Source organism: bacterium (assembly GCA_035370465.1).
Lineage (GTDB): Bacteria > Ratteibacteria > UBA8468 > B48-G9 > JAFGKM01 > JAGGVW01.
Genome location: DAOOVW010000001.1, coordinates 1 through 20,186, shown reverse-complemented (window position 1 = coordinate 20,186; position 20,186 = coordinate 1). Strand labels below are relative to the sequence as shown.

The 20,186-nt window shown below is 30.6% G+C and carries 24 protein-coding genes; 1 reads left to right on the top strand and 23 read right to left on the bottom strand.

Annotated elements, in window-relative coordinates; genetic code table 11:
• From PLW95_00120 to hisI, 10 genes are all read right to left on the bottom strand, one after another.
• Positions 1–249 (bottom strand): acyl carrier protein, encoded by a 249-nt coding sequence (locus tag PLW95_00120; GenBank protein HOV21073.1) that lies wholly within the window; start codon positions 247–249, stop codon positions 1–3.
• 247 nt (positions 250–496) lie between these two features.
• The gene (fabG, locus tag PLW95_00115) at positions 497–1,225 is read right to left on the bottom strand and encodes a 3-oxoacyl-ACP reductase FabG (GenBank protein HOV21072.1); all 729 of its coding nucleotides are present in this window, start codon (positions 1,223–1,225) and stop codon (positions 497–499) included.
• Positions 1,215–2,213 carry a beta-ketoacyl-ACP synthase III gene (locus PLW95_00110; protein HOV21071.1) on the bottom strand — a complete coding sequence of 333 codons (999 nt, stop codon included), beginning with the start codon at positions 2,211–2,213 and terminating at the stop codon, positions 1,215–1,217. Before PLW95_00110 ends, fabG begins: the two co-directional genes overlap by 11 nt.
• On the bottom strand, positions 2,214–3,218 hold the full coding sequence (plsX, locus tag PLW95_00105) for a phosphate acyltransferase PlsX (GenBank protein HOV21070.1): 1,005 nt from the start codon (positions 3,216–3,218) through the stop codon (positions 2,214–2,216). It lies immediately after the preceding gene.
• A complete protein-coding gene (gene rpmF / locus PLW95_00100; GenBank protein HOV21069.1) occupies positions 3,215–3,409 on the bottom strand; it encodes a 50S ribosomal protein L32 in 195 nt (64 codons plus the stop codon). The genes plsX and rpmF overlap by 4 nt, the downstream gene beginning before the upstream one ends.
• A gap of 75 nt (positions 3,410–3,484) precedes the next feature.
• Positions 3,485–3,967 carry a pantetheine-phosphate adenylyltransferase gene (coaD, locus tag PLW95_00095; GenBank protein HOV21068.1) on the bottom strand — a complete coding sequence of 161 codons (483 nt, stop codon included), beginning with the start codon at positions 3,965–3,967 and terminating at the stop codon, positions 3,485–3,487.
• Positions 3,939–4,517, bottom strand: coding sequence for a 16S rRNA (guanine(966)-N(2))-methyltransferase RsmD (gene rsmD / locus PLW95_00090; protein ID HOV21067.1), 579 nt, complete (start codon positions 4,515–4,517; stop codon positions 3,939–3,941). The genes coaD and rsmD overlap by 29 nt, the downstream gene beginning before the upstream one ends.
• Positions 4,514–5,401: a protein translocase subunit SecF gene (gene secF / locus PLW95_00085; GenBank protein HOV21066.1), complete on the bottom strand. Its 888-nt coding sequence runs from the start codon at positions 5,399–5,401 to the stop codon at positions 4,514–4,516. Before secF ends, rsmD begins: the two co-directional genes overlap by 4 nt.
• 2 nt (positions 5,402–5,403) lie before the next feature.
• Positions 5,404–6,723, bottom strand: a complete 1,320-nt coding sequence (secD, locus tag PLW95_00080; GenBank protein HOV21065.1) for a protein translocase subunit SecD — start codon at positions 6,721–6,723, stop codon at positions 5,404–5,406.
• Positions 6,717–7,124, bottom strand: a complete 408-nt coding sequence (hisI, locus tag PLW95_00075) for a phosphoribosyl-AMP cyclohydrolase (protein ID HOV21064.1) — start codon at positions 7,122–7,124, stop codon at positions 6,717–6,719. The genes secD and hisI overlap by 7 nt, the downstream gene beginning before the upstream one ends.
• Before the next feature lie 52 nt (positions 7,125–7,176).
• On the opposite strand from hisI, the gene PLW95_00070 reads away from it, so the two are divergent.
• Complete coding sequence (locus PLW95_00070) at positions 7,177–7,440, top strand: MGMT family protein (protein HOV21063.1); 264 nt, start codon at positions 7,177–7,179, stop codon at positions 7,438–7,440.
• On the opposite strand, the gene PLW95_00065 is transcribed toward PLW95_00070, so the two are convergent.
• The 13 genes from PLW95_00065 to PLW95_00005 form a co-directional block, all read right to left on the bottom strand.
• Entirely contained in the window at positions 7,412–7,858 is a 447-nt protein-coding gene (locus PLW95_00065; GenBank protein HOV21062.1) for a hypothetical protein, read from the bottom strand. The two genes, PLW95_00070 and PLW95_00065, sit on opposite strands and share 29 nt — an antisense overlap.
• Complete coding sequence (locus PLW95_00060; GenBank protein HOV21061.1) at positions 7,855–8,292, bottom strand: hypothetical protein; 438 nt, start codon at positions 8,290–8,292, stop codon at positions 7,855–7,857. Before PLW95_00060 ends, PLW95_00065 begins: the two co-directional genes overlap by 4 nt.
• A complete protein-coding gene (locus PLW95_00055) occupies positions 8,273–9,340 on the bottom strand; it encodes a sialidase family protein (GenBank protein ID HOV21060.1) in 1,068 nt (355 codons plus the stop codon). Before PLW95_00055 ends, PLW95_00060 begins: the two co-directional genes overlap by 20 nt.
• 58 nt (positions 9,341–9,398) lie before the next feature.
• Positions 9,399–10,301 carry a dihydrodipicolinate synthase family protein gene (locus tag PLW95_00050; protein ID HOV21059.1) on the bottom strand — a complete coding sequence of 301 codons (903 nt, stop codon included), beginning with the start codon at positions 10,299–10,301 and terminating at the stop codon, positions 9,399–9,401.
• A gap of 2 nt (positions 10,302–10,303) precedes the next feature.
• Positions 10,304–11,230 (bottom strand): hypothetical protein, encoded by a 927-nt coding sequence (locus PLW95_00045; protein ID HOV21058.1) that lies wholly within the window; start codon positions 11,228–11,230, stop codon positions 10,304–10,306.
• A complete protein-coding gene (locus PLW95_00040; protein HOV21057.1) occupies positions 11,211–12,209 on the bottom strand; it encodes a Gfo/Idh/MocA family oxidoreductase in 999 nt (332 codons plus the stop codon). Before PLW95_00040 ends, PLW95_00045 begins: the two co-directional genes overlap by 20 nt.
• Positions 12,206–12,985 (bottom strand): SDR family oxidoreductase, encoded by a 780-nt coding sequence (locus PLW95_00035; GenBank protein ID HOV21056.1) that lies wholly within the window; start codon positions 12,983–12,985, stop codon positions 12,206–12,208. The genes PLW95_00040 and PLW95_00035 overlap by 4 nt, the downstream gene beginning before the upstream one ends.
• A gap of 18 nt (positions 12,986–13,003) precedes the next feature.
• Positions 13,004–13,921 (bottom strand): Gfo/Idh/MocA family oxidoreductase, encoded by a 918-nt coding sequence (locus PLW95_00030; GenBank protein ID HOV21055.1) that lies wholly within the window; start codon positions 13,919–13,921, stop codon positions 13,004–13,006.
• A 20-nt stretch (positions 13,922–13,941) separates the two neighbouring features.
• Positions 13,942–15,252 (bottom strand): aminotransferase class III-fold pyridoxal phosphate-dependent enzyme, encoded by a 1,311-nt coding sequence (locus PLW95_00025; GenBank protein ID HOV21054.1) that lies wholly within the window; start codon positions 15,250–15,252, stop codon positions 13,942–13,944.
• Complete coding sequence (locus PLW95_00020; GenBank protein ID HOV21053.1) at positions 15,242–16,267, bottom strand: Gfo/Idh/MocA family oxidoreductase; 1,026 nt, start codon at positions 16,265–16,267, stop codon at positions 15,242–15,244. The genes PLW95_00025 and PLW95_00020 overlap by 11 nt, the downstream gene beginning before the upstream one ends.
• A gap of 7 nt (positions 16,268–16,274) precedes the next feature.
• Entirely contained in the window at positions 16,275–17,498 is a 1,224-nt protein-coding gene (locus PLW95_00015; GenBank protein HOV21052.1) for a sialidase family protein, read from the bottom strand.
• Between the two features lie 225 nt (positions 17,499–17,723).
• Complete coding sequence (locus PLW95_00010) at positions 17,724–19,205, bottom strand: hypothetical protein (GenBank protein HOV21051.1); 1,482 nt, start codon at positions 19,203–19,205, stop codon at positions 17,724–17,726.
• A 129-nt stretch (positions 19,206–19,334) separates the two neighbouring features.
• Entirely contained in the window at positions 19,335–20,018 is a 684-nt protein-coding gene (locus PLW95_00005) for a DUF1559 domain-containing protein (GenBank protein HOV21050.1), read from the bottom strand.
• Positions 20,019–20,186 lie beyond the last annotated feature (168 nt).

The window sequence follows — 20,186 nt, the reverse complement described above, 5'->3', positions numbered from 1 at the left end:
TTATTTTTTTGAAATATTATTTTCAATATAATTTATTGCATCTCCAACTGTTTTTATTTTTTCAGCATCTTCATCAGGTATTTCAAGTCCAAACTTTCCCTCAAAATCCATAACGAGTTCAACTGTATCAAGAGAATCGGCACCAAGGTCATCAATAAAAGATGCGTTTTCTGTTACCTCATTAGCATCAACACCCAACTTCTCAACAACAATATCCTTTACTATTTTTGCTATTTCTTCTCTTTCCATCTTTTTTCCTCCTTTTTTTACATTAGAGTTCAGTGATATATACTTGTAAAGCACAAAAGAAAGCACATTGTTTTATGTCTTTCATTTATAAATCCCCTCTCACTCCCGTTGTGCTTGTTGAAATCTCCAAAATCCTTTCTATCTTCCCTTTGTCAAAGGGAAGAAATAAGAGAGGAAATCAAGCACCAACTCTGCTCTGCTAACCCCTGTTACTCTCCACTTTTTGGTCAAGATATTTAACCGAGTACTACATTACAAGTCCACCATCTATTCTAATAACCTGACCTGTTATATAATTTGAATTTTCACCTGATAAAAAAGCAATAAGTTCTGCAACATCCTCTGGAGTTCCAAATCTCCTTAGAGGTATATTTTCAAGCATTTTTTCTTTTACTTTTTCAGGTAAATTCTGTGTCATTTTTGTCATAATATATCCAGGAGCAATTGCATTAACATTTATATTACTTCTTGCAAATTCTTTAGCACAAACTTTTGTAAGAGCAATTAAACCACCTTTTGAGGCAGCATAATTTGCCTGTCCTATATTCCCAACCTGTCCTATTATTGAAGCGACATTTATTATTTTACCTTTTTTCTTTAAAAACATTTCATACCCTATAATTTTACTACATAAAAAAGCACCTTTCAAGTTTATATTTATTACTTCATCCCATTCCTCTTCTGTCATTCTCAGAATAATTTTGTCTTTTGTTATGCCTGCATTATTTATTAAAACATCAATTGTTCCAAATTTTTCAATTATATAATTTTTCCCTTCTTCAATTTCTTTTTGATTTGTTATATCAATTTTTGAAGCAATTATTTCTGTTTCTTTTTTTGTAAATTGGTTGATAAATTCATTATCAATAATAACATCCCAGAGAACAAGTTTAGCACCTAAATTAGAAAATTTATAAGCAACTGCTTTCCCAATTCCTCCAAATGCCCCTGTAATTATAACAACTTTATTTTTCATTTTTATCCCCTTTATACCATTTTATTAGATTTGCACCCCAAGTTAATCCACCACCAAAAGAAACAGTTAAGATATAATCACCTTTTTTTATTAGTTGTTTTTTATTTGCATGGTCAAGAGCAACAGGAACACACGCAGCGGACATATTTCCATATTTTTCAATATTTACAAAAAATTTTTCAACTGGTATTTTCATATTTTTTGCAACACCTAAAATAATTCTTAAATTTGCTTGATGAGGGATAATGAGCGATATATCCTCTTTTTTCAATTTATATTTTTTCAAGATATTATTTATACTTTCACACATTGTAATTATTGCAATTTTAAAAAGTGGTTGTCCTTCCATTTTCATAAAGTTGAGGCGGTTTTCAATTGTATCAAAAGAAGAAGGCAATTTTGAACCACCAGCAGGGGCATGAAGCAAATATTCATAACCCCCATCAGAAGATAAATATGACCCGATTACTCCATTTTCTTCTGACCTTTGAACAATTACTGCTCCTGCTCCGTCTCCAAGAAGAACACATGTTTCTCTATTTGTATAATCAGTTATTCTACTCATACACTCTGCTGCTACAACTGCTCCTGTTTGATAGCCACTTGTTTCTATAAGATTTCTTGCAATTTCAAGTCCATAAAGAAAACCAGAACATGCAGCAGAAATATCAAATGCAAATTTTTTCTTAATCCCTAATTTGTGTTCTATAAGACAAGAAGTTGAAGGGAAAAATTTATCTGGAGTAATTGTTGCACAAATTATAAAGTCAATTTTTTCTGGTACAATATTTGCATCATTACATGCATTTAAAATTGCTTCTTTCCCTAAATCAGAAGAAGAAATATTTTTTGGAGCAATTCTTCTTTCTTTTATTCCAGTTCTTGTTGTTATCCACTCATCAGAGGTATCAACCATCATTTCCATATCTCTATTTGTTAAAACAATCTCAGGCAAATAAGAACCAGTTCCAGTTATAATTACTCCCATTTAACTCTCCATATCTTTCACTTTTTCTTTCATAATGTCTAAAAAATTTGATTTTACAATTTTTTCACCTAATTTCATTGCATTAAAAATTGCCCTTGGAGAAGACCTTCCATGAGAAATAAGGACTATTCCATCAACTCCAAGTAATATCCCTCCTCCATATTCAGCATAATCAACCATTTTTGCAAATTGGCTTAAATTTTTCTTAATAAGAAAAGTTGCAATTTTACCAGAAATATTTTCTCTTAAATATCTCAAAAGAAGTGTTTTGAAAGATCTGCTGATACCTTCTGATGTTTTTAAAACAACATTTCCAGTAAATCCATCTGTTACAATTACATCGCTTTTTCCTGTGAAAATGTCCTGTCCTTCAATATTTCCAATAAAATTAATTTCTTTTGCATTTTTTAACAATTGGAATGCCTCTTTTCTTAAATCATCACCTTTTGTTTCCTCTTCACCAATATTTAATAAAGATACTTTTGGTTTTTTAATACCAAAGACAATTTCTGCATAGGTTGCTCCCATAATTGCTGAACTTAAAAAATGGATTGGTTTTGCATTTATATTACTTCCTGCATCAAGAAAAATTGTATTTCCCTTTGAAGCATTAGGAAATAAAACTGCAATTGCCGGTCTTTCTACTCCTTTAATTAAACCAATTTGTGATATTGCAAGAGCAACAAAAGCTGCTGTATTGCCACCACTTAATGCTACATCAACTTTCTTTTCTTTCAAAAGTCGTAATGTAACTGACATTGTTGTATCTGTCTCTTTCAGAAGTTTCAGCCCCACCTTTTTATCCATCGGAATAAACTTTTTACATTCAACAATTGAGTACAAATCAGGATTTAAAGAAGATAAGAGATGATTAAATTTTTCTTTTTCACCTACAAGAAAAATTTTCAAATTATCACCTTTTTTAATACATTCTAGACTTTTTACTGTTGAAAAGGGAACTTTATCCCCCCCCATAACATCAAGTGCAATAGAGATATTTTTCATTGTTTTTTTCTTTTTTCTTTCTTCTGGATAACAAGTTCTCCTTTATAATATCCACATTGAGGACAAACAGAATGAGGCGTAATTAAAGAACCACAATTTGGGCATTTTGAAAGGGAGACATTTTTAATTTTTTTTGAATTTCTTCTCTTTCCTGTTCTACTTTTTGAATGTTTTCTTTTAGGATTTGGCATTTTTTTCTCCTTCTTTAATAGATTTAAAACTTTTTCATTTTTTGTCTTGTATTTTTTCTATTTTAAATTTTACATTTAATAGTTAAATTTTTCTTTTAATTTTTTTTCCACAGCAGGAGGGACAAAACAAGAAATTTGGCCTTTTAATTTTGCTATTTCCTTGACCATTGTTGAACTTATAAAAAAATATTCTTCTCCTGGCATTATAAAAATTGTTTCAATATTTTTATTTAACTTTCTATTTGTTAAAGCCATTTGGAATTCATATTCAAAATCAGAAATTGCTCTAAGTCCTCTTACAATAATATTTATATTTTTTTCTTTTAGATAATTAACAAGAAGCCCATCAAATTTATCTATTTCAATTCTATCATCATTTTTAAATGTTTCTTTAATTATTTCAGTTCTCTCTTCAATTGTTAAAAGAAAGTCCTTTCTTTGAAAAGATGAAATAGCAATTATTATTTTGTCCACAATTTTCAGACACCTATGAATAACATCAATATGTCCATTTGTTATAGGGTCAAAACTACCCGGATAGACTGCTATATTCTTCATTTTCTTTCCTTTTTAAATATGAAACAGATGTTTTACCATATTTTTTATTTTTGTAGACAATAAATTTAGCACTTTCTGGTATTGAATATTTAGTTCTATGCTCAACAATAATAATTCCATTTTCATTTATTACTTCGGAAGAAATAATTGTTTCAAGTATTTCTTTCAATTTGTTTACGGGAAAATCATAAGGTGGGTCTGCAATTACAAGGTCATATTTGAAATTTCTCATCTCCTTGATTTTCTCTTCTACTCCACCCTTTAAAATAGATACCTGTTTTTCTATTCCAACATTAATTACATTTTTTTTTAAAATATCAACTATTTTCCCTTTACTTTCAACGAATATAACCTTTTCTCCACCTTCGCTTATTGCCTCAATCCCAAGTGCCCCTGTACCAGCAAACAGATCAATTATTTTTTTTCCAACTATCCATCCGCGCAGGACATCAAAAATTGCTTCTCTTACAACATCTTTTGTTGGTCTTATATCTTTTTCTTTTATAAATAAGAGTTTTTTACCTTTATGTATTCCACCTATTACTTTCATAATTTAATTTTATAAGGTCTAATTCTATGCCAGTCAATAACCAATGCCGACGCAACAAAAACAGAAGAAAAAGTTCCAATAATAAATCCACCAAGTAAAGAAAAAGCAAAATCATGAAGTGATTCCCCACCAAAGAAGAAGAATAATATAACAACTACAATTGTTGTTAGTCCTGTAAGAATAGTTCTACTTAATGTTTCATTTATACTTAGGTTAAAAATACCTATATAATTATCACTTCTTGTTTTCCTTACATTTTCCCTTATTCTATCAAAAATTACCACGGTATCATTTACAGAATATCCTGCTATTGTAAGAAGGGCAGCAATTATAGTTGAATCAATTTGTTTCCCTGCAATTGCAAGTATTGAGATAACAAAAAGCAAATCATGAAAAATTGCAACTGTTGCTCCAACTGCAAATCTGAATTCAAATCTTATTGCTAAATAAATAAGTATACCTATTATTCCAAGCAAAAATGAAAAAAGTGCTTTGTTTCTTAAACTTGTACTCATTGATGGCGAAATAATTGCCTTATTTTTTATTTCAATATCCTGCCCATATTTTTGCTGAATTGCTTTTAGTATTGTATCAGATGTATTTGGATTGCTTTTTATTATTACCTCTTTTTCTTCTGTTCCAACTGCCTGTACTGTAAAAGACCCAATATTTAATGTTGATAGAGTATCTCTTATTTCACTAACAGAGACACTGTTCTTGAAGGCAATTTGTAATAAATCCCCACCTGTAAAATCAACTCCAAAATTTTTTTTGCCTCTTATAAAAAATGTTGTCATTCCCCATAAAATAACAATAATAGAAAATAAATATGCAATTTTTCTTTTCCCCATAAAATCAAAATTTGTTTTTTTTATCAGTTCCATTTTTATATCCGTATTTTTTCAACCTTTTTTATTATAAGAAAGTAATCAACAATTACTTTTGTTACATAAACCGCGGTAAATAAGTTTGCAAGTATTCCTATACTTAAAGTTAATCCAAAACCTTTTATAGAACCTTCTCCAAAGAAAAAAAGTATTGCTCCTATAATTAATGTTGTTATATTAGAATCAAGGATAGCACTCCATGCTCTTAAATATCCAGCATCAACCGCTGTTTTTGGTGATTTTCCGGCTTTTATTTCTTCTCTTATTCTTTCAAAAATTAAAATATTTGCATCAACTGACATACCAATAGTCAAAGCAATTCCTGCAATTCCTGGCATTGTAAGAACACCTTTAATCCCTGCCATTATACCTAAAAGAATAAGTATATTTAAAGCAAGGGCAAAATCAGCCAAAAGACCAAATACAGAATAATAGAAAATCATAAAAATAAAAACAAGTATTCCGCCATAAAGAATTACACGAAAACCTTGTTGAATATATTTTTTTCCAAGAGTTGGACCAATAATTTGCTGATAAATCATATTAACTTTTGCAGGTAATGCACCTGCTCTTAAAACAATTGCTAACTCTTTTGCTTCTTCCATATTAAATTTACCACTAATTTGCCCTTTCCCTTCTGGTATTCTTTCTCTTATCATAGGAGCACTTTTTACCACACCATCTAAAACAATTGCCAATTGTCTACCTACATTATTTGTTGTTACATTTTCAAAAATTTTTGCTCCTTCACTATTAAAAACAATACTCACAGAGGGCAAACCACCCGGGTCATAACTTACATAAGCGTCTTTTATATATTTACCTGTAAGTTCTGGTTCTTTTTTTACAAGAATAGGAGAACCCTTTCTTGCTATCCCTCTTTCATCTTTTTCAGTTGTATATAAAACCTCATATCCTTCTGGAGGATTGCCTTCTAATGCAGATTGAAGTGCTTTTGGGTCATCATTAACAAGTTTAAACTCCAATAAGGCGGTCTTTCCAATTATATCTATTGCTTTTTCTGGTTCTTTAACCCCTGGTATATCAACTATTATTCTGTTTGCTCCTTCTTTTTGTATTATTGGTTCAGAGACCCCAAGAGCATCTATTCTGTTTCTTATTATTTCAAGTGCTCTATCAGTTAATTCATTTATATTTTCTGTTTCTTCTGGTGGTTTTTCTACTTCAAGAACAATATGAATTCCTCCTTGCAAGTCAAGGCCTTTTTTAATTTTTTTATCAACTGGATATATCAGATATATAAATATACCAATTATTGCAATTATCAAAAATAGTTTGTAATAATAACTTTTTAGCATTTTTTTATTTCCTTGTTATATACATCCTCTGGTTCAAAAATTTTTTCTTCTATGATTTTGAAATTTCCATCTTCAAATTTTCTGTAAAAACAAGAATAATATCCACTATGGCATGCTCCACATTTTTGCTGAACTCTGAAAAGCAAAGCATCATTATCACAGTCAATATAAATATCTTTCACAAATTGAAAATTTCCTGAACTTTCACCTTTAAGCCACAATTTTTTTCTACTTCTGCTGTAATAGTGCATTTTACCTGTTTGTAGTGTTTTTTCAATTGCTTCTGTGTTCATATATGCAACCATTAAAATAATTCCATTTAGGTCCTGAACAACTACAACAACTAAACCATTTTCATTAAATTTTACCATTTCTATAAAAGATTGTATATATTTTTCCATTTTTGAATTACAATTATATAATAAAAAAAATCAAAACAAAAATAATTTTAACATGAACAAAAAAAAATTAAAAGAGAAACTTTTGGTGGAATTAAAAAAAATAAAATTTGGACATACAAAAACATATTCTTATATTGCTTTAAAACTCGGAATGAAAAATAATGTTCGGTATATATCTTCAATTTTAAAAGAAAATCCTTATCTTATTTCAATTCCCTGTCATAGAGTAATTAAAAAAAATGGAGAAATTGGAAATTATGTACTTGGAAAGGAATTTAAAAAATATCTTATTGAATGGGAAAATTCCTTTTTTTAGTTCTTTTGACGAAAACTTTACATATCCCTTTTTCCTTGTCAATAATTTTTACTTTATATAAAAATCCGTATTTTTCTATTACTTTTTTATATAGGGTTTTGCAGTGTTCACAATAATAAGGATATTTTTTTACTTTTGTCTTGTTTAATTTCCCAACAGAAGGACATTTTTTCATAAATATCTCAAAATAATTTTCTCCAACAGACATTTGATATTCTGCACCTTCCTCTGTTAAAGTATGTGTCCAGTATTCAGCCATTCCAGATATTCCTTTTTCTCTAACAAGTTCATCTAAATTTGTAAGAAATTTATCCGAAATAAATTCCCATAAAGATATAACATCTTTTTTCCCATATTTTTTATGTATGAATTTAAAAAGTTCATTATAAGCAAAAATAAATTCTCCTGATGATATCATGTTCTCTCCTCTTTTTTGAATATCTGCTTGCATTTCCCATTTTTTACATCATAAGTTATTTCAGAAATAAAACCTGTTTTTTGTGATATTACTCTATTTATAACTTCACACTGAATACAGAAATTTTTGTAAATTTTATAACCAACTTTTTTCATATGAGAAATTGCAGGACATTCTTCAACAACTAATTCAATTTTTTTATTGTCATCTCTTTTAAGAAAAAACTTACCTTCTTCTTCTGTAAAAATTTTTCTCCAATAATTTTCTAATTCAACTATTCCATTTTTTTTAATTTTTTTTATTAAATCACTATAAATAGTTTCTGCAGCATCAATAAGATATTCTTCAAGAACCTTTTCACCATATTTATCAGATAGAAATTCAAAACCAACACTTAAAGCCCCATGAAAATCCTTATGTATTTTTTTCTCCATTATAAACTTCCTCCATCTTTAAAATAGTTACTCTTAATAGTCCCCATGCCTGTTCAACATTTTCTGCGGAATAACTCAAAATTATTTTATTGTCAATAAACAGAATTGAAGTATAACAAAATCTCCCTTTTGGGTCATCTTCTATTAAGAGATGGTTTTGCCAACTTTTACCCTCATCCTTTGAAATTGCTGAGACTAATGGTGTCCTGCTTTGAAATTCTGGATAAGGGAATTTCCCAGAATGGTCGTTATATATACAAAGAAGGTCTCCTGTTTTTGGTATTCTTTTGATAGATGCTGGTGAAAGAGGAGAAACTAAAGGAGATGGAGATACTTCACTCCATGTTTGCCCACTATCTTCTGAATATGAATAATATTGACGACCTAAATTTGTTCTTATCCACATTAAAATTTTTCCATCTCTAAGTTCAACTACTCCTGGTTCTTCCAATCCACGTTTATCATTTTTTTCTGGAGATGATAGAATATTTCTACTTGATTTCCATGTATTTCCATTATCATCTGAATAAAAAACAATTACTTCCCCGGGTCCAAAATCGTCCCATTTGCCAGTTGAACAAGGATGATGAGAAGATGGAACAATAATTCTGCCATTTGATAATTGAATTACTCTATCATTATTTACAACAAAATAATTTCCATTTGAAAACTCCTTATTTGTTACAAGAACTTTTTTACTCCATGATTTACCCTCATCAGATGATTTTCTTATATAGTATTTACAATCATTAAGAGAGTTCTTTATTAAATATCCTAATAAAATTTCTCCATTTTTTAATCTTAATAGAGAAACACTCATAACATTTTCTTTCCCTTCATTTTCAATAATTACTTCATCTTTTTCTGTCCAACTTTCTCCTTTATCAAAGGAATATCTGGCAGCAAGAAAAGCAAGTGCATTATCTCCTTGACCACCATAAAAATGTGAATAAATAAACATTATTTTTCCATTTTTTAATTCAATCATACTTCCTTCAGAATTTCTTGGATTTTTTTCTGATGCAGGAAGCAAATCAATTTTTTTCATTTTTATTTCCTCCATAGAATGGGATATAAAAATTGCAACAATAGTTAAAAATAAAAAACTACTTAATACCTTCTGAAAATTCAGGAAAATACTTTTTCCACTCATTTTTTAATTCCTTTTCTTTACTCTTTTCTAAAAAATTTTCAAATGGTTTTTTTGCATATCCAACATCAATTTCTCTAAACTTCATTGTTGCTTTCCATGCAGTTATTCCATCATATTTTTTTAAAATAGATACAGCAATTGTTATTCTTTTTTGTCCTTCCATTGCCTTTTTAATATTTCCCTCTTTAAAACTTTTATAAATATCAATAAATATCTCTGGCAAAACATTTTGAGTTGAACCAATACAACCCACTACTCCCATAGTTAAAGCAGGTAAAAACATCTCATCAGGACCTGAAAAAGATATCCATCTCGTTTTTAAAATTATGTTCTGTAAAGTAAAAAAGTCATAATTGGTATATTTAATCCCAATTATATTTTTTATTTTTGAAAGTTCCCAAATTTCATCTATCGTAATAGAAACACCTGTTGTTACAGGAATATAATAAATAAAAAATGGTAAAGAAGTGTTTTCTGCCACTTCTTTATAATACTTGTAAATTTCTTTAAAACTGAATTTATAATAAAAAGGCGGAATTGAGGATAAAGCATCAATTTTTAATTGTTCAGAATGTTTTGCAAGTTCAATTGTATTTTTTGTATTTAAAGCACCTCCTATATGAGTTATTATTTTTACTTTATTACCAACTTCTTCTTTAACAATTTCTGCAACTTTTTTTCTTTCATCAACATTCATCAACATCCCTTCCCCTGTTCCTCCACATATATAAAGTCCATCTACTCCTTTTGAAATTAGAAATTTTATAATTTTTCTTAGTCGTTTTTCATCAACATTTTCTTTTTCATCAAATGGCGTTAATAATGCAGGATACACCCCAAAAAATTTCATTTCCATTTTTATTCTCCTATCTCAGCAATATATATACCTGCTGCATTTTCTCCAACTTTGCTTTCTCTTTTTTCAATTTCATGTTGGGAATAATAAGATAAATAAAATTTATTATTTTCAACAACCACACCACAATAAGAAGTATCCCCTTCGCTTGGAAGAATAATTTCATCTTTTACTCTTTTTCTTTCAAGGTCAAGTTTTAAAATACCTGTTTTTGTTAATGTATTAACTCTTCCAGCAATATAAATTTCCCCTTTAAACTTAAATATACAGGGTCCCTGAATAATTTTGTTTAAATTATAGGACTCCCATTTATCAAAAGGATATTTTGAGATACATAAAGCAGGCGTTTGTAAATTTTCTCTTCTGACAATTGCATAACAAATATCTCCTTCAAATAATAAGTCAGTTTCATTTGCGTACTCGCCTTCTAAAATTGTTGATACCTTATTAAAATTTTCACCATCGTCAGAAACAAATAAATAACTTCCCCAATCTTCTTCTTTTTCCCCACCTTTATAGGCAGTTGCATAAAGTTTTTCTTTATAATTTCTTATTCTCCAAAAACATAAATTGTCCTTTGAAATTTTTATAACAGGTGAAAAATTTTCTCCATCATCAGAATAAGAAATATACCCATCTCTTATCTGTCTTGTGTTTATATCAGGATAAGCAAAAAATAAAACTCCAATTTTTTCTTCAAAAATAAAAAATTTAGGGTCTCTACTATCTTCTAAAGGCGGAAATTTTGTTATAAGTTCCCAATTTTCAAGGTTATTTGACTTTAAAACATATATTTCTCCTTGTCCTTTCAATCCATGTTCAGTTGCATGTCTAAAACAAACAAAATAACTCCCTTTGTATTTAATAATGTCTGTAAAAGCATTATGATACCCATCCCACCATATACATTTAACTTCTTTTAATTTCATTTTTGCCTCCTTTTTTGAGTTTAAGACAGAATTTTAAATTTTCAACTGCCTCTTCTAATTTTGTAAATGATGTTTTTTCACCATTTATTAGTTGTAAAAAGTTCTCTGCTTGATAAAAATAATAATCACTTATTTCATTTTCAAATGTAAAAAGTTCTTCCCATCTTCCTTCATCATTATCTGAAAAAAGTATCTTTGAAATTTGTTTATTTTCTGAAATATATCTCACATTTCCTTTTGTTCCAGCAAATTCAATAAAAAGTTCATATGGTTTTTGAAATAAATTACAATAAAAATTAACTATTACATTATCAAATTTGCTTATTATTGCAGAGCTATCCTCTGTTTCAATTTTTTCTCCAAAGTCAAGATTATCATAAATTGCATATCCATATTCTGGTTTTCCTATATACCATTGTGCAAGGTCTATAGAATGAGAAACAGCATCAAGAATACACCCTCCACCCATTTTTTCTTTTGCAAAATATATTTCTGCATAGTCCGGCCTATATTTTCTGTAATCTTGGGCAACATGAAAAGCAGCCATTTTTGTTTCTCCACATTTTTTATTTTCAATTATCTCTTTAAGTTTTTTAAAAGATGGGACGCTTCTTCTTGTAAAACCAACTCCACATTTTACTTTATTTTTTTCAACAATTTTTAAAAGTTTATCTATACTTTTTAAATCAACGGAAATTGGTTTTTCAACAAGAAATGGAATATTGTTTTCTGCACATTTAATAGCAATTGGAATATGAAAATTTGCAGGTGCTGAAATTAAAACACAATCAAAATTTCTTAAATTAACTGAATTAAAATCAATAATTAAATTTTTAATTTTAAATTTTTCTTCTACTTCTTTTAACTTCTTACTATCAACATCACAAGCAGAAATTTCAAATTTACCAGTTCTCAAAAATCCATCTATATGTTTTTTCCCTATTCCCCCTGCACCTATTATAAGTATTTTTTTCTTCATTTTGCAGAAAGCCCTCCATCCATCATAATATTTGCTCCTGTAATATAGGAACTTGCATCAGATGCAAGAAATACCACTACTCCTTTTATGTCTTCTCTATTTGCCATTCTTCCTAAAAATGTTTTTCTGTTATATCTCTCAACAAACACAGGATGCTGGTTATTAAAAAGCCCACCTGGAGAGATACAGTTAACTCTTATATTATATGGACCAAGAAGAGAAGCATAATATCTTGTAAGATTTATAATTCCTGCTCTATGAAAGAAATAGTCAGGTCCACTTAATCCCATATCAGTGCCTTCATAAAGATAAGGGTCAATACCAAGCACACCGTATATAGAAGCAATATTTATTATTACCCCTGACCTCTGCTTTTTCATCTCCTCTGCAATATGTCGTGTGATATTTACAACACCTGTGGCATTGACCTTCATTGAAAGTTCAAAGGTCTCTATTGGTGCATCAGGTGACTCCATAGGTCTCAAAACAGCATTATTTATTAGAATATCTATTTTACCCTGTTCATCAATAACTCTATTTCTTAGTTGTTTAATACTTTCCGTATCTGTCTGGTCCAATTTTGCCCCTGCAACACTGTATCCTTTTTTTCTTAATGTATCTGCTAACTTATTGCAGTTTTCAACATTTCTTGATGCAACATAAACACATCCTCCTGCTTCTGCCAGTCCTTCAACAATACCTTTCCCATAAAGACCTGCTCCACCTGTTACTATGGATACCTTACCTTTCAATGAAAACTTTTCTAATATTCCCATTTTCTAATATTCTCCTTTTTAATATAGTATCTCTTTCAGTTCAACTTTTCTTTTCTCCTCACGGGATATTATTCCTGCTATAATAACCTTTGTTATTTCAATCGTTTCTTCATATGGATACGGATATTTTCTTTCATCAATAAATCTGATAAATATCTCCATTTGCTTTTTAAACATATAAAATGTGTTTGTATCATCAATTGTATAAGTATTCTTTGGTGTTATAATATCATAGTCAGTAATTTTAGAATTATAGATATTTTCAATGACTGCTTTTCTTTCATCACTATACTCTATATAAACTACATTTATGTTTTTATCTCCTAAATTTATAACACTCTTAATCCCTGAACCCATAATTTTATATAACCCTTCCATTGCATGTACTCCATATCTCTCCCATGTCTTGTTCATTATACACCTTACAAATTCTATCTTATCAGTATTTTCCTTTAAGAAATCATCTATATTCTTGGAATACCTGTAACTTGATGATGAAAGAATTGGTTTGCCTTCTTTAAAATATTCTATAAATTTTTTTAAGTCCTTTTCATTATCTGTTAATGGTTTATCTATAAAAACAGGTATGTTTTCTTCAATAAATGGTTTTGCTAATTTTAAATGGTTGCTTCCAATATCTGTAGTTATAACAACTCCATCAACTTTCCCTATTACCTGCTCTGGGGTATCAATAACATTTTCTATAAAACTTGTTTTTGCAACTTTTTCAGAATATTTTTTATCTTCTGTCCAAACATAACTTACCTTTGCTCCCGGAATTCCAATATCTTTTTTGTTTTTTGATAGATATTCATATATAACTGGATAACCACACTCTTTCATTAGTTGTTCATCATATTTCCCATTTATAATTGCACTCCATGAAAATATATGCCCATTTCCCTCATTTGTCCCTAAAAACGCAAGTTCTATCATTTTTAAATTCTTCCTAAAAATTAAGTAAGTCGTTTAAATCCTGTATGAGCAACTGGGCCTTTAAGCATTTTACTAATTTTGTTTGTATCTATACCTTTTTTAATTTTTTTAAAAACTTCTTTTACGGCTGACATATATATTTCGACATCTGTTTCTTTATGACTATATGAAACATAAACACTATCTTTTGCAAGAAATCCCCTTTCAAGCATTTCCTGAGTAAAAAGAGTTATCAATTCCTGTGAATTCTCATAACAAAAAGAAAATTTTGTAAGAGGGGGAATACCAGATATTTTTATTTTCAGTCCACATTCATTTGCTATTTCTTTCCACCCATTTGTTATCTGTTCTCCAATTTTTATCAGGTGTGAAGGGACATTTTCTCTTTTCATTTTTTTAATAGTTGCCAATGCAGCATTTGGTCCTATTTTTTCAGTCCAATAAGTACTGCTGATAAAACTCTCTTCTGCTTTATCCATAATGTTTTCTCTTCCTACGACAGCAGCCATAGGATAACCATTACTCATTGCTTTTGCATATACAACAATATCTGGCTCTAAATTGAAAAGTGTATATGCGCCTCCTACCTTCATACGGAAGCCACTGGTTATCTCGTCAAATATCAAGACTGCCTTATTCTTATTAGCAAGAGTTCTCACTTTTTCTAAAAAACCATTTTCTGGATAATAACTTCTTATTGGTTCCATTACAATTACACCTATCTCGTTGTTTTTGATTATTACCTCAAGTTCTTCAATATGATTATAAGTAAAAGGAAAGGCAGTTCCATAAAGACCACGAGGAACGCCAAGTGGTTTTAAGCCAGGCAAAAGATGACCATCAAGATTTTTATCTCCTGCAAGATTTGCTGATAAGTACCAGTCATGCCATCCATGATATCCACAAAAAGCAATCTTATCTTTACCAGAAAAAGCACGTCCTATCCTGACTGCTATTGCCATTGCTTCTCCACCTGTTCTTGCATATCTTACTTTTCCTGCCCAAGGATGTATTTTTAAAAGCAATTCCGCTAATTCAACTTCTTCAGGTGAATTAAGTGTGCACATATTTCCATTATTTATAACTTTTTTTACATCTTTATTAACATCAGGGTCAGCATATCCAAGAATACAACTACCCACTCCCATTATAGAAAAATCTAGAAATTTATTCCCATCAAGGTCCCAGACACTTATTCCTTTTGCTTTTTTGTAGTATGAAGGCCAATATTCTGGTAAAAACTGTTCTGATGTTTTTGAAAGAAGTTGAGTTCCACCTGGTATAATTTTTTTTGCTTTTTGCCACAATTTTTGTCCTTTTCTACACCTCATCTTCCACCTCCATTACTATTTTTTGAGAAATACTTTGCTCTATTGCTACAAGGATATCTATTATATGTTTCTCTTGAGTAAATGTATAAGGATACTTCTTTTCTCCCCTCACCGTCTTTACAAAGTTCTCCATCTCTTCTATGTACATCTCCTCATGAGTATGGACTGAATAACCTGCCTCCTCAATACCTTTGTCTCCCTTTATCTCTTCCCATTTTCTCTTTTCAGTGTTAAACCACTTGATAATCTCTTCTTCAGAATTCCAGCAAAATGTTCCTTTCTCTCCTAAAATCTTCATATTCCTTCCAGATGGCAGTGATGCAACATCTATAAGAAGGTGTCCCAATACCCCATTTTTTAGTTTCAATATTATTTGATATGTATCCTCAAATTCAATCTCAAGAGAGGACATTTTTGATTTAAACGCACATACTTCCTGAACTCTTCCAAGTAGCCAGACAATCCATGTAAGTTCAAAGGCAACCATTTCTTTTGAGCCAGGTGTCTCCTTCTTCCCATAATAAACATCCCTGTAGTCCTCCCACGGATGCCACTCAGGCAGGTAAGAAGATAGGTGATAGGTAAAAGAATATACTTTCCCTATCTTACCTTCCTCAATACCAGACCTCATTATTTTAACTGACGGATGGTGGGGCATAGTAAAACTTGGAACACAAATAATTTTTCCTTCTTTTTCTACTTTTACTAAATCATCAATTCCTTCGGGAAGGAAATTACTTTCAGTGAAAAAGTGTTTATTTCTTTTCACTGCTTCCATTGCATAAAAATGATGTAAATTACTTGGAACAGATATTATAAATACATTTGGATTTTGCCCACATGCCTCATTAAAGTCAGAAAATGTCTTAATTCCATATTTTTTTTCTGTTTCTTCATATCTATCCTTCCTGATATCAAATCCAATAATATCTTTTTCTCCTAAATACTGAAGACATCTTATTCTTCGCCTTCCCATTGAACCTAAACCAATAACAAGAAATTTCATTTTTCCCATTTTATATTTATAAAACTTCTATTCTGTATTCATAAGCAGGAGAACTAAGGTCTTTTTCTCCTCTTTCCTGTATTCTTGCCATTATTAAGACAAACTCTCCTGTTTCTCTATCTTCATATACTCTGAAATTTGAGAATTGAACAAAAGGTGAATCACTTTCTCTTTTATCTTCAATTATATTTACTGTATGTTTTTTTATTGCTTTCTTTTCTTCATCAACTTCTGCTATCTGTAATGGATATCTTGGTCTATTACCATCAGGATTTTCTTTTACAATATTTCCAATCCAGTATAGTTTCTTATTTTTTGTACTACGAATTAATCTTGAACCAGTAGCAGGTGAAAAGAAATTTTCTCCTGTATCATATTTTAATGGTGTTGGACTTGACCAGGTATAACCACTATCTTTTGATATTGAAAACCATTTATATCCAGGTACAGAAGGAATTGTATAATTACTTCCTCTCATTATCATTAAGAGTTCTCCATTATAAAGTTGGGCGATTGTTGGTTCACATAGACCTCTTGAAGATAATTGTGGGTCTATTTTTACCATTTGACTTAATTCCCATTCTATCTCTTGTCCCTTCCATTCACCAATAAAACACCCTGCTACATATGAAATAAGAAATGGATTGTCTCCTTTATGCTCTAAAGGAACTTTTTGACATGGCAAAAGTATTTTCCCACTGTTAAGTTTTAAAGGAGCACAAAATGATATTGCAATGCTATTTTTACCATATATTACATCTTCTGCCCAATTGGTTTCGTTAAATCCCTTTTGAATTATTTGCTTACCATTACTAAATGTTTTTCCTTCATCAAAACTTATTCTATAGAATATCCTGGTGTATTCTTGAACTTCTCTTGAAAAAATATTTTTAGGGTAAAGATGTAAATTATAAAAATGGAAAATACATTCTTTTCCCTCATCTAAAAATAAACAACTTTCTCCCCATCTTATAACTCCTTCTTCTGTTTCTTGTGGTTCAAAAACTAATATGGGATTTGACCATGTTTTCCCATTGTCTTTACTTGTTCTTTGGAAGCATTTACCCGATGTATCAGATGCTACTTCTTCAGAATATAGTTGAAGTAAATGTAAACCATCTTTTTTTGTATATGTTGTATTTACCATCATAATTGATGTCCCGAAAGATGTATCCTCTTTGTACTTATGTTTTTCTTCTTTAATTGGTATTAAAATTCTTTTATGTACTTTCATTTCCATTTTCTTATTATATCTAATCCAAATCCTCGCCCGTTGCCTACTCACTTTTGACTACGGATTATAAAATACGCCATGGGAATCCTTTGGACAAATATTACTACAACTTTTTTAAAAGAGAACCATAATTAGTAGATACGTACATTAAAACTTATAAAAGGTACTCTCTCTCTCTCTATATATGTCATTCTTTTACTCTACAGGGTTTACAACAATATTCCTTTTTTATTAAAAACAAAAACTATAAATAACTCCTTCTCTAAATTCTATTCTCAATCTCAACGCTCTATATTTTAGATCCTTGGTATCTGATTGCTTCCAGCGTAGAATATGTTCTGATTTATCACCAGAAATAACATAAGAATCCATAAGATGGAAATCTTTAATTGCATTTCCAAAAGCATCACATATCTCTGCACGCATCCATCCTTTGATACAAGCATCTACTTTTATATTGGCATTCTGGAGGATAAAAACATCACTTAAAAAACCGCCAGTAACTTTGCCTGCTTGCAACCCTACAAAGCGGTTTTTATCAAATGTTGCACCCATAATTGAAGCACGATGTATATCTTCATCATGAGGGTCCGGTGTTCCAGTATAAAGGCACAACCATTTGTTTCCTTTGTCTATCCAAGTATTAGGAGCATAAATACCCATAGCATCTGGTTTATTTTCAACACGAGGAATAAATCCACCTCTTACTGGCCGATGCCAAGATTGCCCATCTTTTGAGAAACATAAATCCATATCAGTTGTATCCTGCCCCTCTTCGGTCCTGTAATATCCTAAGTTACCAATCAACCACTTATCATGCCACTGTACAGATAAATAATAAAATTGTAAATCCCATGGGTCCCGGTAATCGGGCAAAAGAATTACTTCAGGATAACTCCAGTTTATCCCATCGCTACTGACACGTTTGTGAATAAAGCGTATAATACCTTTTGGTTTTCCTGCTTCTCCTTTGTATCTTGATCTTTCCCTAACTTCAGGATGGAGCCAGACAGAATAACATTCAAACCGTTTTAGATATTCGTTGTAATAAACATAAGTAGCATCATTGGAAATTAACTTCAAATGTTTTTCAGCTTCTTTCCTTGTTATCTGTAGGTTTTTAATCTTACGTAAAGAAATTCCCATTGCCCATGCATACAATCCTTGGTCGTTGGGGTGATACAACACAGGATTATCAAAATCCACAACGGCCCAGTTTAATCCATCCCGACTCTCCGCTCTTAAGTAACGACAATGTCCTTCTTTATGTTTCCAGAAATACATATACCACACATTATCAGCTAAATGAAGAACCTGGGGTTGACCTATCATATCTTGATTCCCCGGGATTCCATTAATGCATATACTGTTAGATGAAAATTTGCCGTGTCTACTAACTTTTAGAGGATACCAGATTATCCCATCTCCAGATTCCCATAACGCAATATACATTGTTTTGAAACTAAACGGATAATTTGTTGAATAGAGTCGATAATGGGATGGACCAAGTTTTATGATAGTACTGGCAAAGGAAGAAACTGATATGGTATTTTTAGTTAGTCCTTTCATTATAATAGGTACCTTGGTAATAGGTGCATAAACTTTATGAATTCCAAAAGAAATTGATGGCTGGTTTTCTTCAAAGAAGAACATTCGAGATGATATATCAGTAATCGGAATAGCAGTGGATAAATAAAGATTTTTTTCTATCATTTTAATAATCTTCCTCGTATATATTGGCCGGGTTCTTTAATAAATTGTCTGCTTTTGCTATAAATGAAAATAAAAAACATACTAAAAATACATAAACTCCAACTCTTCTCATTCTTTTTTCCTCCTTTTTTATGGTACCCACTCTGTTGCTCTCCACCTTGCAACTTCTGAACGAGAAGCCCAATTTACATGTGAATCTGCCCATAATACATTTGCTCCATCATTATGCCTGTAATCAACATACCCAGCATTCCAATCGTTTCCAATTTCTGAACAAGATTTAGTCCGTTGATCAATTACTAAAAATACACGTGTAGGATTCTTTATTCTATCAAGTTTCTCAGGATCACAATAACTAACAGTAGGATACCCCCATCTTGGAGTATAATCCCCTATTGTTTTATTATATGCATAATTTATTCCCCAATGTAATTCTTTTATTCCACTTGGACAAATAAATACATCCTTTACTCTCTTTGGTGTTCCTGCTGACCATCCTGGATTCCAAGGAACAAAAGTAAAAGTTGCCCCTCCTATATACATAGAAAGTTTTGTTGGCCAGTAAGTCCCATCATACATATTAGGAAGCCAGCCATCATTATCTTGAACATACATCTGGATTGCTAATCCCAACTGTTTTAAGTTATTCATACATACAGACTGTCTTGCTTTCTCCCTTGCCTGTGATAAAGCAGGTAATAACATAGCTGCTAAAATCGCTATTATCGCGATTACCACAAGCAACTCTATCAGGGTAAACCCTCCGCCACAATACTCATCGGACACTGAAATACTCTCTTTTCTTCTATTCATTTCTATCACCTCCTCTCTTAATAAAATTTCTCTGGGATTTACTGAGAATTTACCACATTTCTTTTGTATGTTTCGGTCAAAAAACTAAATTATTACAGCTCTTTTAAATTTTTAATCAACAAGAATAAATGTTTTAAAAGCAGAAGGGTCTTTCCCATTAACAATACC

Excerpts from the sequence above, each read along its gene's own strand:
- PLW95_00120 (HOV21073.1), bottom strand. The coding sequence starts at position 249 with ATGGAAAGAGAAGAAATAGCAAAAATAGTAAAGGATATTGTTGTTGAG.
- fabG (HOV21072.1), bottom strand. The coding sequence starts at position 1,225 with ATGAAAAATAAAGTTGTTATAATTACAGGGGCATTTGGAGGAATTGGG.
- PLW95_00110 (HOV21071.1), bottom strand. The coding sequence starts at position 2,213 with ATGGGAGTAATTATAACTGGAACTGGTTCTTATTTGCCTGAGATTGTT.
- plsX (HOV21070.1), bottom strand. The coding sequence starts at position 3,218 with ATGAAAAATATCTCTATTGCACTTGATGTTATGGGGGGGGATAAAGTT.
- rpmF (HOV21069.1), bottom strand. The coding sequence starts at position 3,409 with ATGCCAAATCCTAAAAGAAAACATTCAAAAAGTAGAACAGGAAAGAGA.
- coaD (HOV21068.1), bottom strand. The coding sequence starts at position 3,967 with ATGAAGAATATAGCAGTCTATCCGGGTAGTTTTGACCCTATAACAAAT.
- rsmD (HOV21067.1), bottom strand. The coding sequence starts at position 4,517 with ATGAAAGTAATAGGTGGAATACATAAAGGTAAAAAACTCTTATTTATA.
- secF (HOV21066.1), bottom strand. The coding sequence starts at position 5,401 with ATGGAACTGATAAAAAAAACAAATTTTGATTTTATGGGGAAAAGAAAA.
- secD (HOV21065.1), bottom strand. The coding sequence starts at position 6,723 with ATGCTAAAAAGTTATTATTACAAACTATTTTTGATAATTGCAATAATT.
- hisI (HOV21064.1), bottom strand. The coding sequence starts at position 7,124 with ATGGAAAAATATATACAATCTTTTATAGAAATGGTAAAATTTAATGAA.
- PLW95_00070 (HOV21063.1), top strand. The coding sequence starts at position 7,177 with ATGAACAAAAAAAAATTAAAAGAGAAACTTTTGGTGGAATTAAAAAAA.
- PLW95_00065 (HOV21062.1), bottom strand. The coding sequence starts at position 7,858 with ATGATATCATCAGGAGAATTTATTTTTGCTTATAATGAACTTTTTAAA.
- PLW95_00060 (HOV21061.1), bottom strand. The coding sequence starts at position 8,292 with ATGGAGAAAAAAATACATAAGGATTTTCATGGGGCTTTAAGTGTTGGT.
- PLW95_00055 (HOV21060.1), bottom strand. The coding sequence starts at position 9,340 with ATGAAAAAAATTGATTTGCTTCCTGCATCAGAAAAAAATCCAAGAAAT.
- PLW95_00050 (HOV21059.1), bottom strand. The coding sequence starts at position 10,301 with ATGGAAATGAAATTTTTTGGGGTGTATCCTGCATTATTAACGCCATTT.
- PLW95_00045 (HOV21058.1), bottom strand. The coding sequence starts at position 11,230 with ATGAAATTAAAAGAAGTTAAATGTATATGGTGGGATGGGTATCATAAT.
- PLW95_00040 (HOV21057.1), bottom strand. The coding sequence starts at position 12,209 with ATGAAGAAAAAAATACTTATAATAGGTGCAGGGGGAATAGGGAAAAAA.
- PLW95_00035 (HOV21056.1), bottom strand. The coding sequence starts at position 12,985 with ATGGGAATATTAGAAAAGTTTTCATTGAAAGGTAAGGTATCCATAGTA.
- PLW95_00030 (HOV21055.1), bottom strand. The coding sequence starts at position 13,921 with ATGATAGAACTTGCGTTTTTAGGGACAAATGAGGGAAATGGGCATATA.
- PLW95_00025 (HOV21054.1), bottom strand. The coding sequence starts at position 15,252 with ATGAGGTGTAGAAAAGGACAAAAATTGTGGCAAAAAGCAAAAAAAATT.
- PLW95_00020 (HOV21053.1), bottom strand. The coding sequence starts at position 16,267 with ATGGGAAAAATGAAATTTCTTGTTATTGGTTTAGGTTCAATGGGAAGG.
- PLW95_00015 (HOV21052.1), bottom strand. The coding sequence starts at position 17,498 with ATGGAAATGAAAGTACATAAAAGAATTTTAATACCAATTAAAGAAGAA.
- PLW95_00010 (HOV21051.1), bottom strand. The coding sequence starts at position 19,205 with ATGATAGAAAAAAATCTTTATTTATCCACTGCTATTCCGATTACTGAT.
- PLW95_00005 (HOV21050.1), bottom strand. The coding sequence starts at position 20,018 with ATGAATAGAAGAAAAGAGAGTATTTCAGTGTCCGATGAGTATTGTGGC.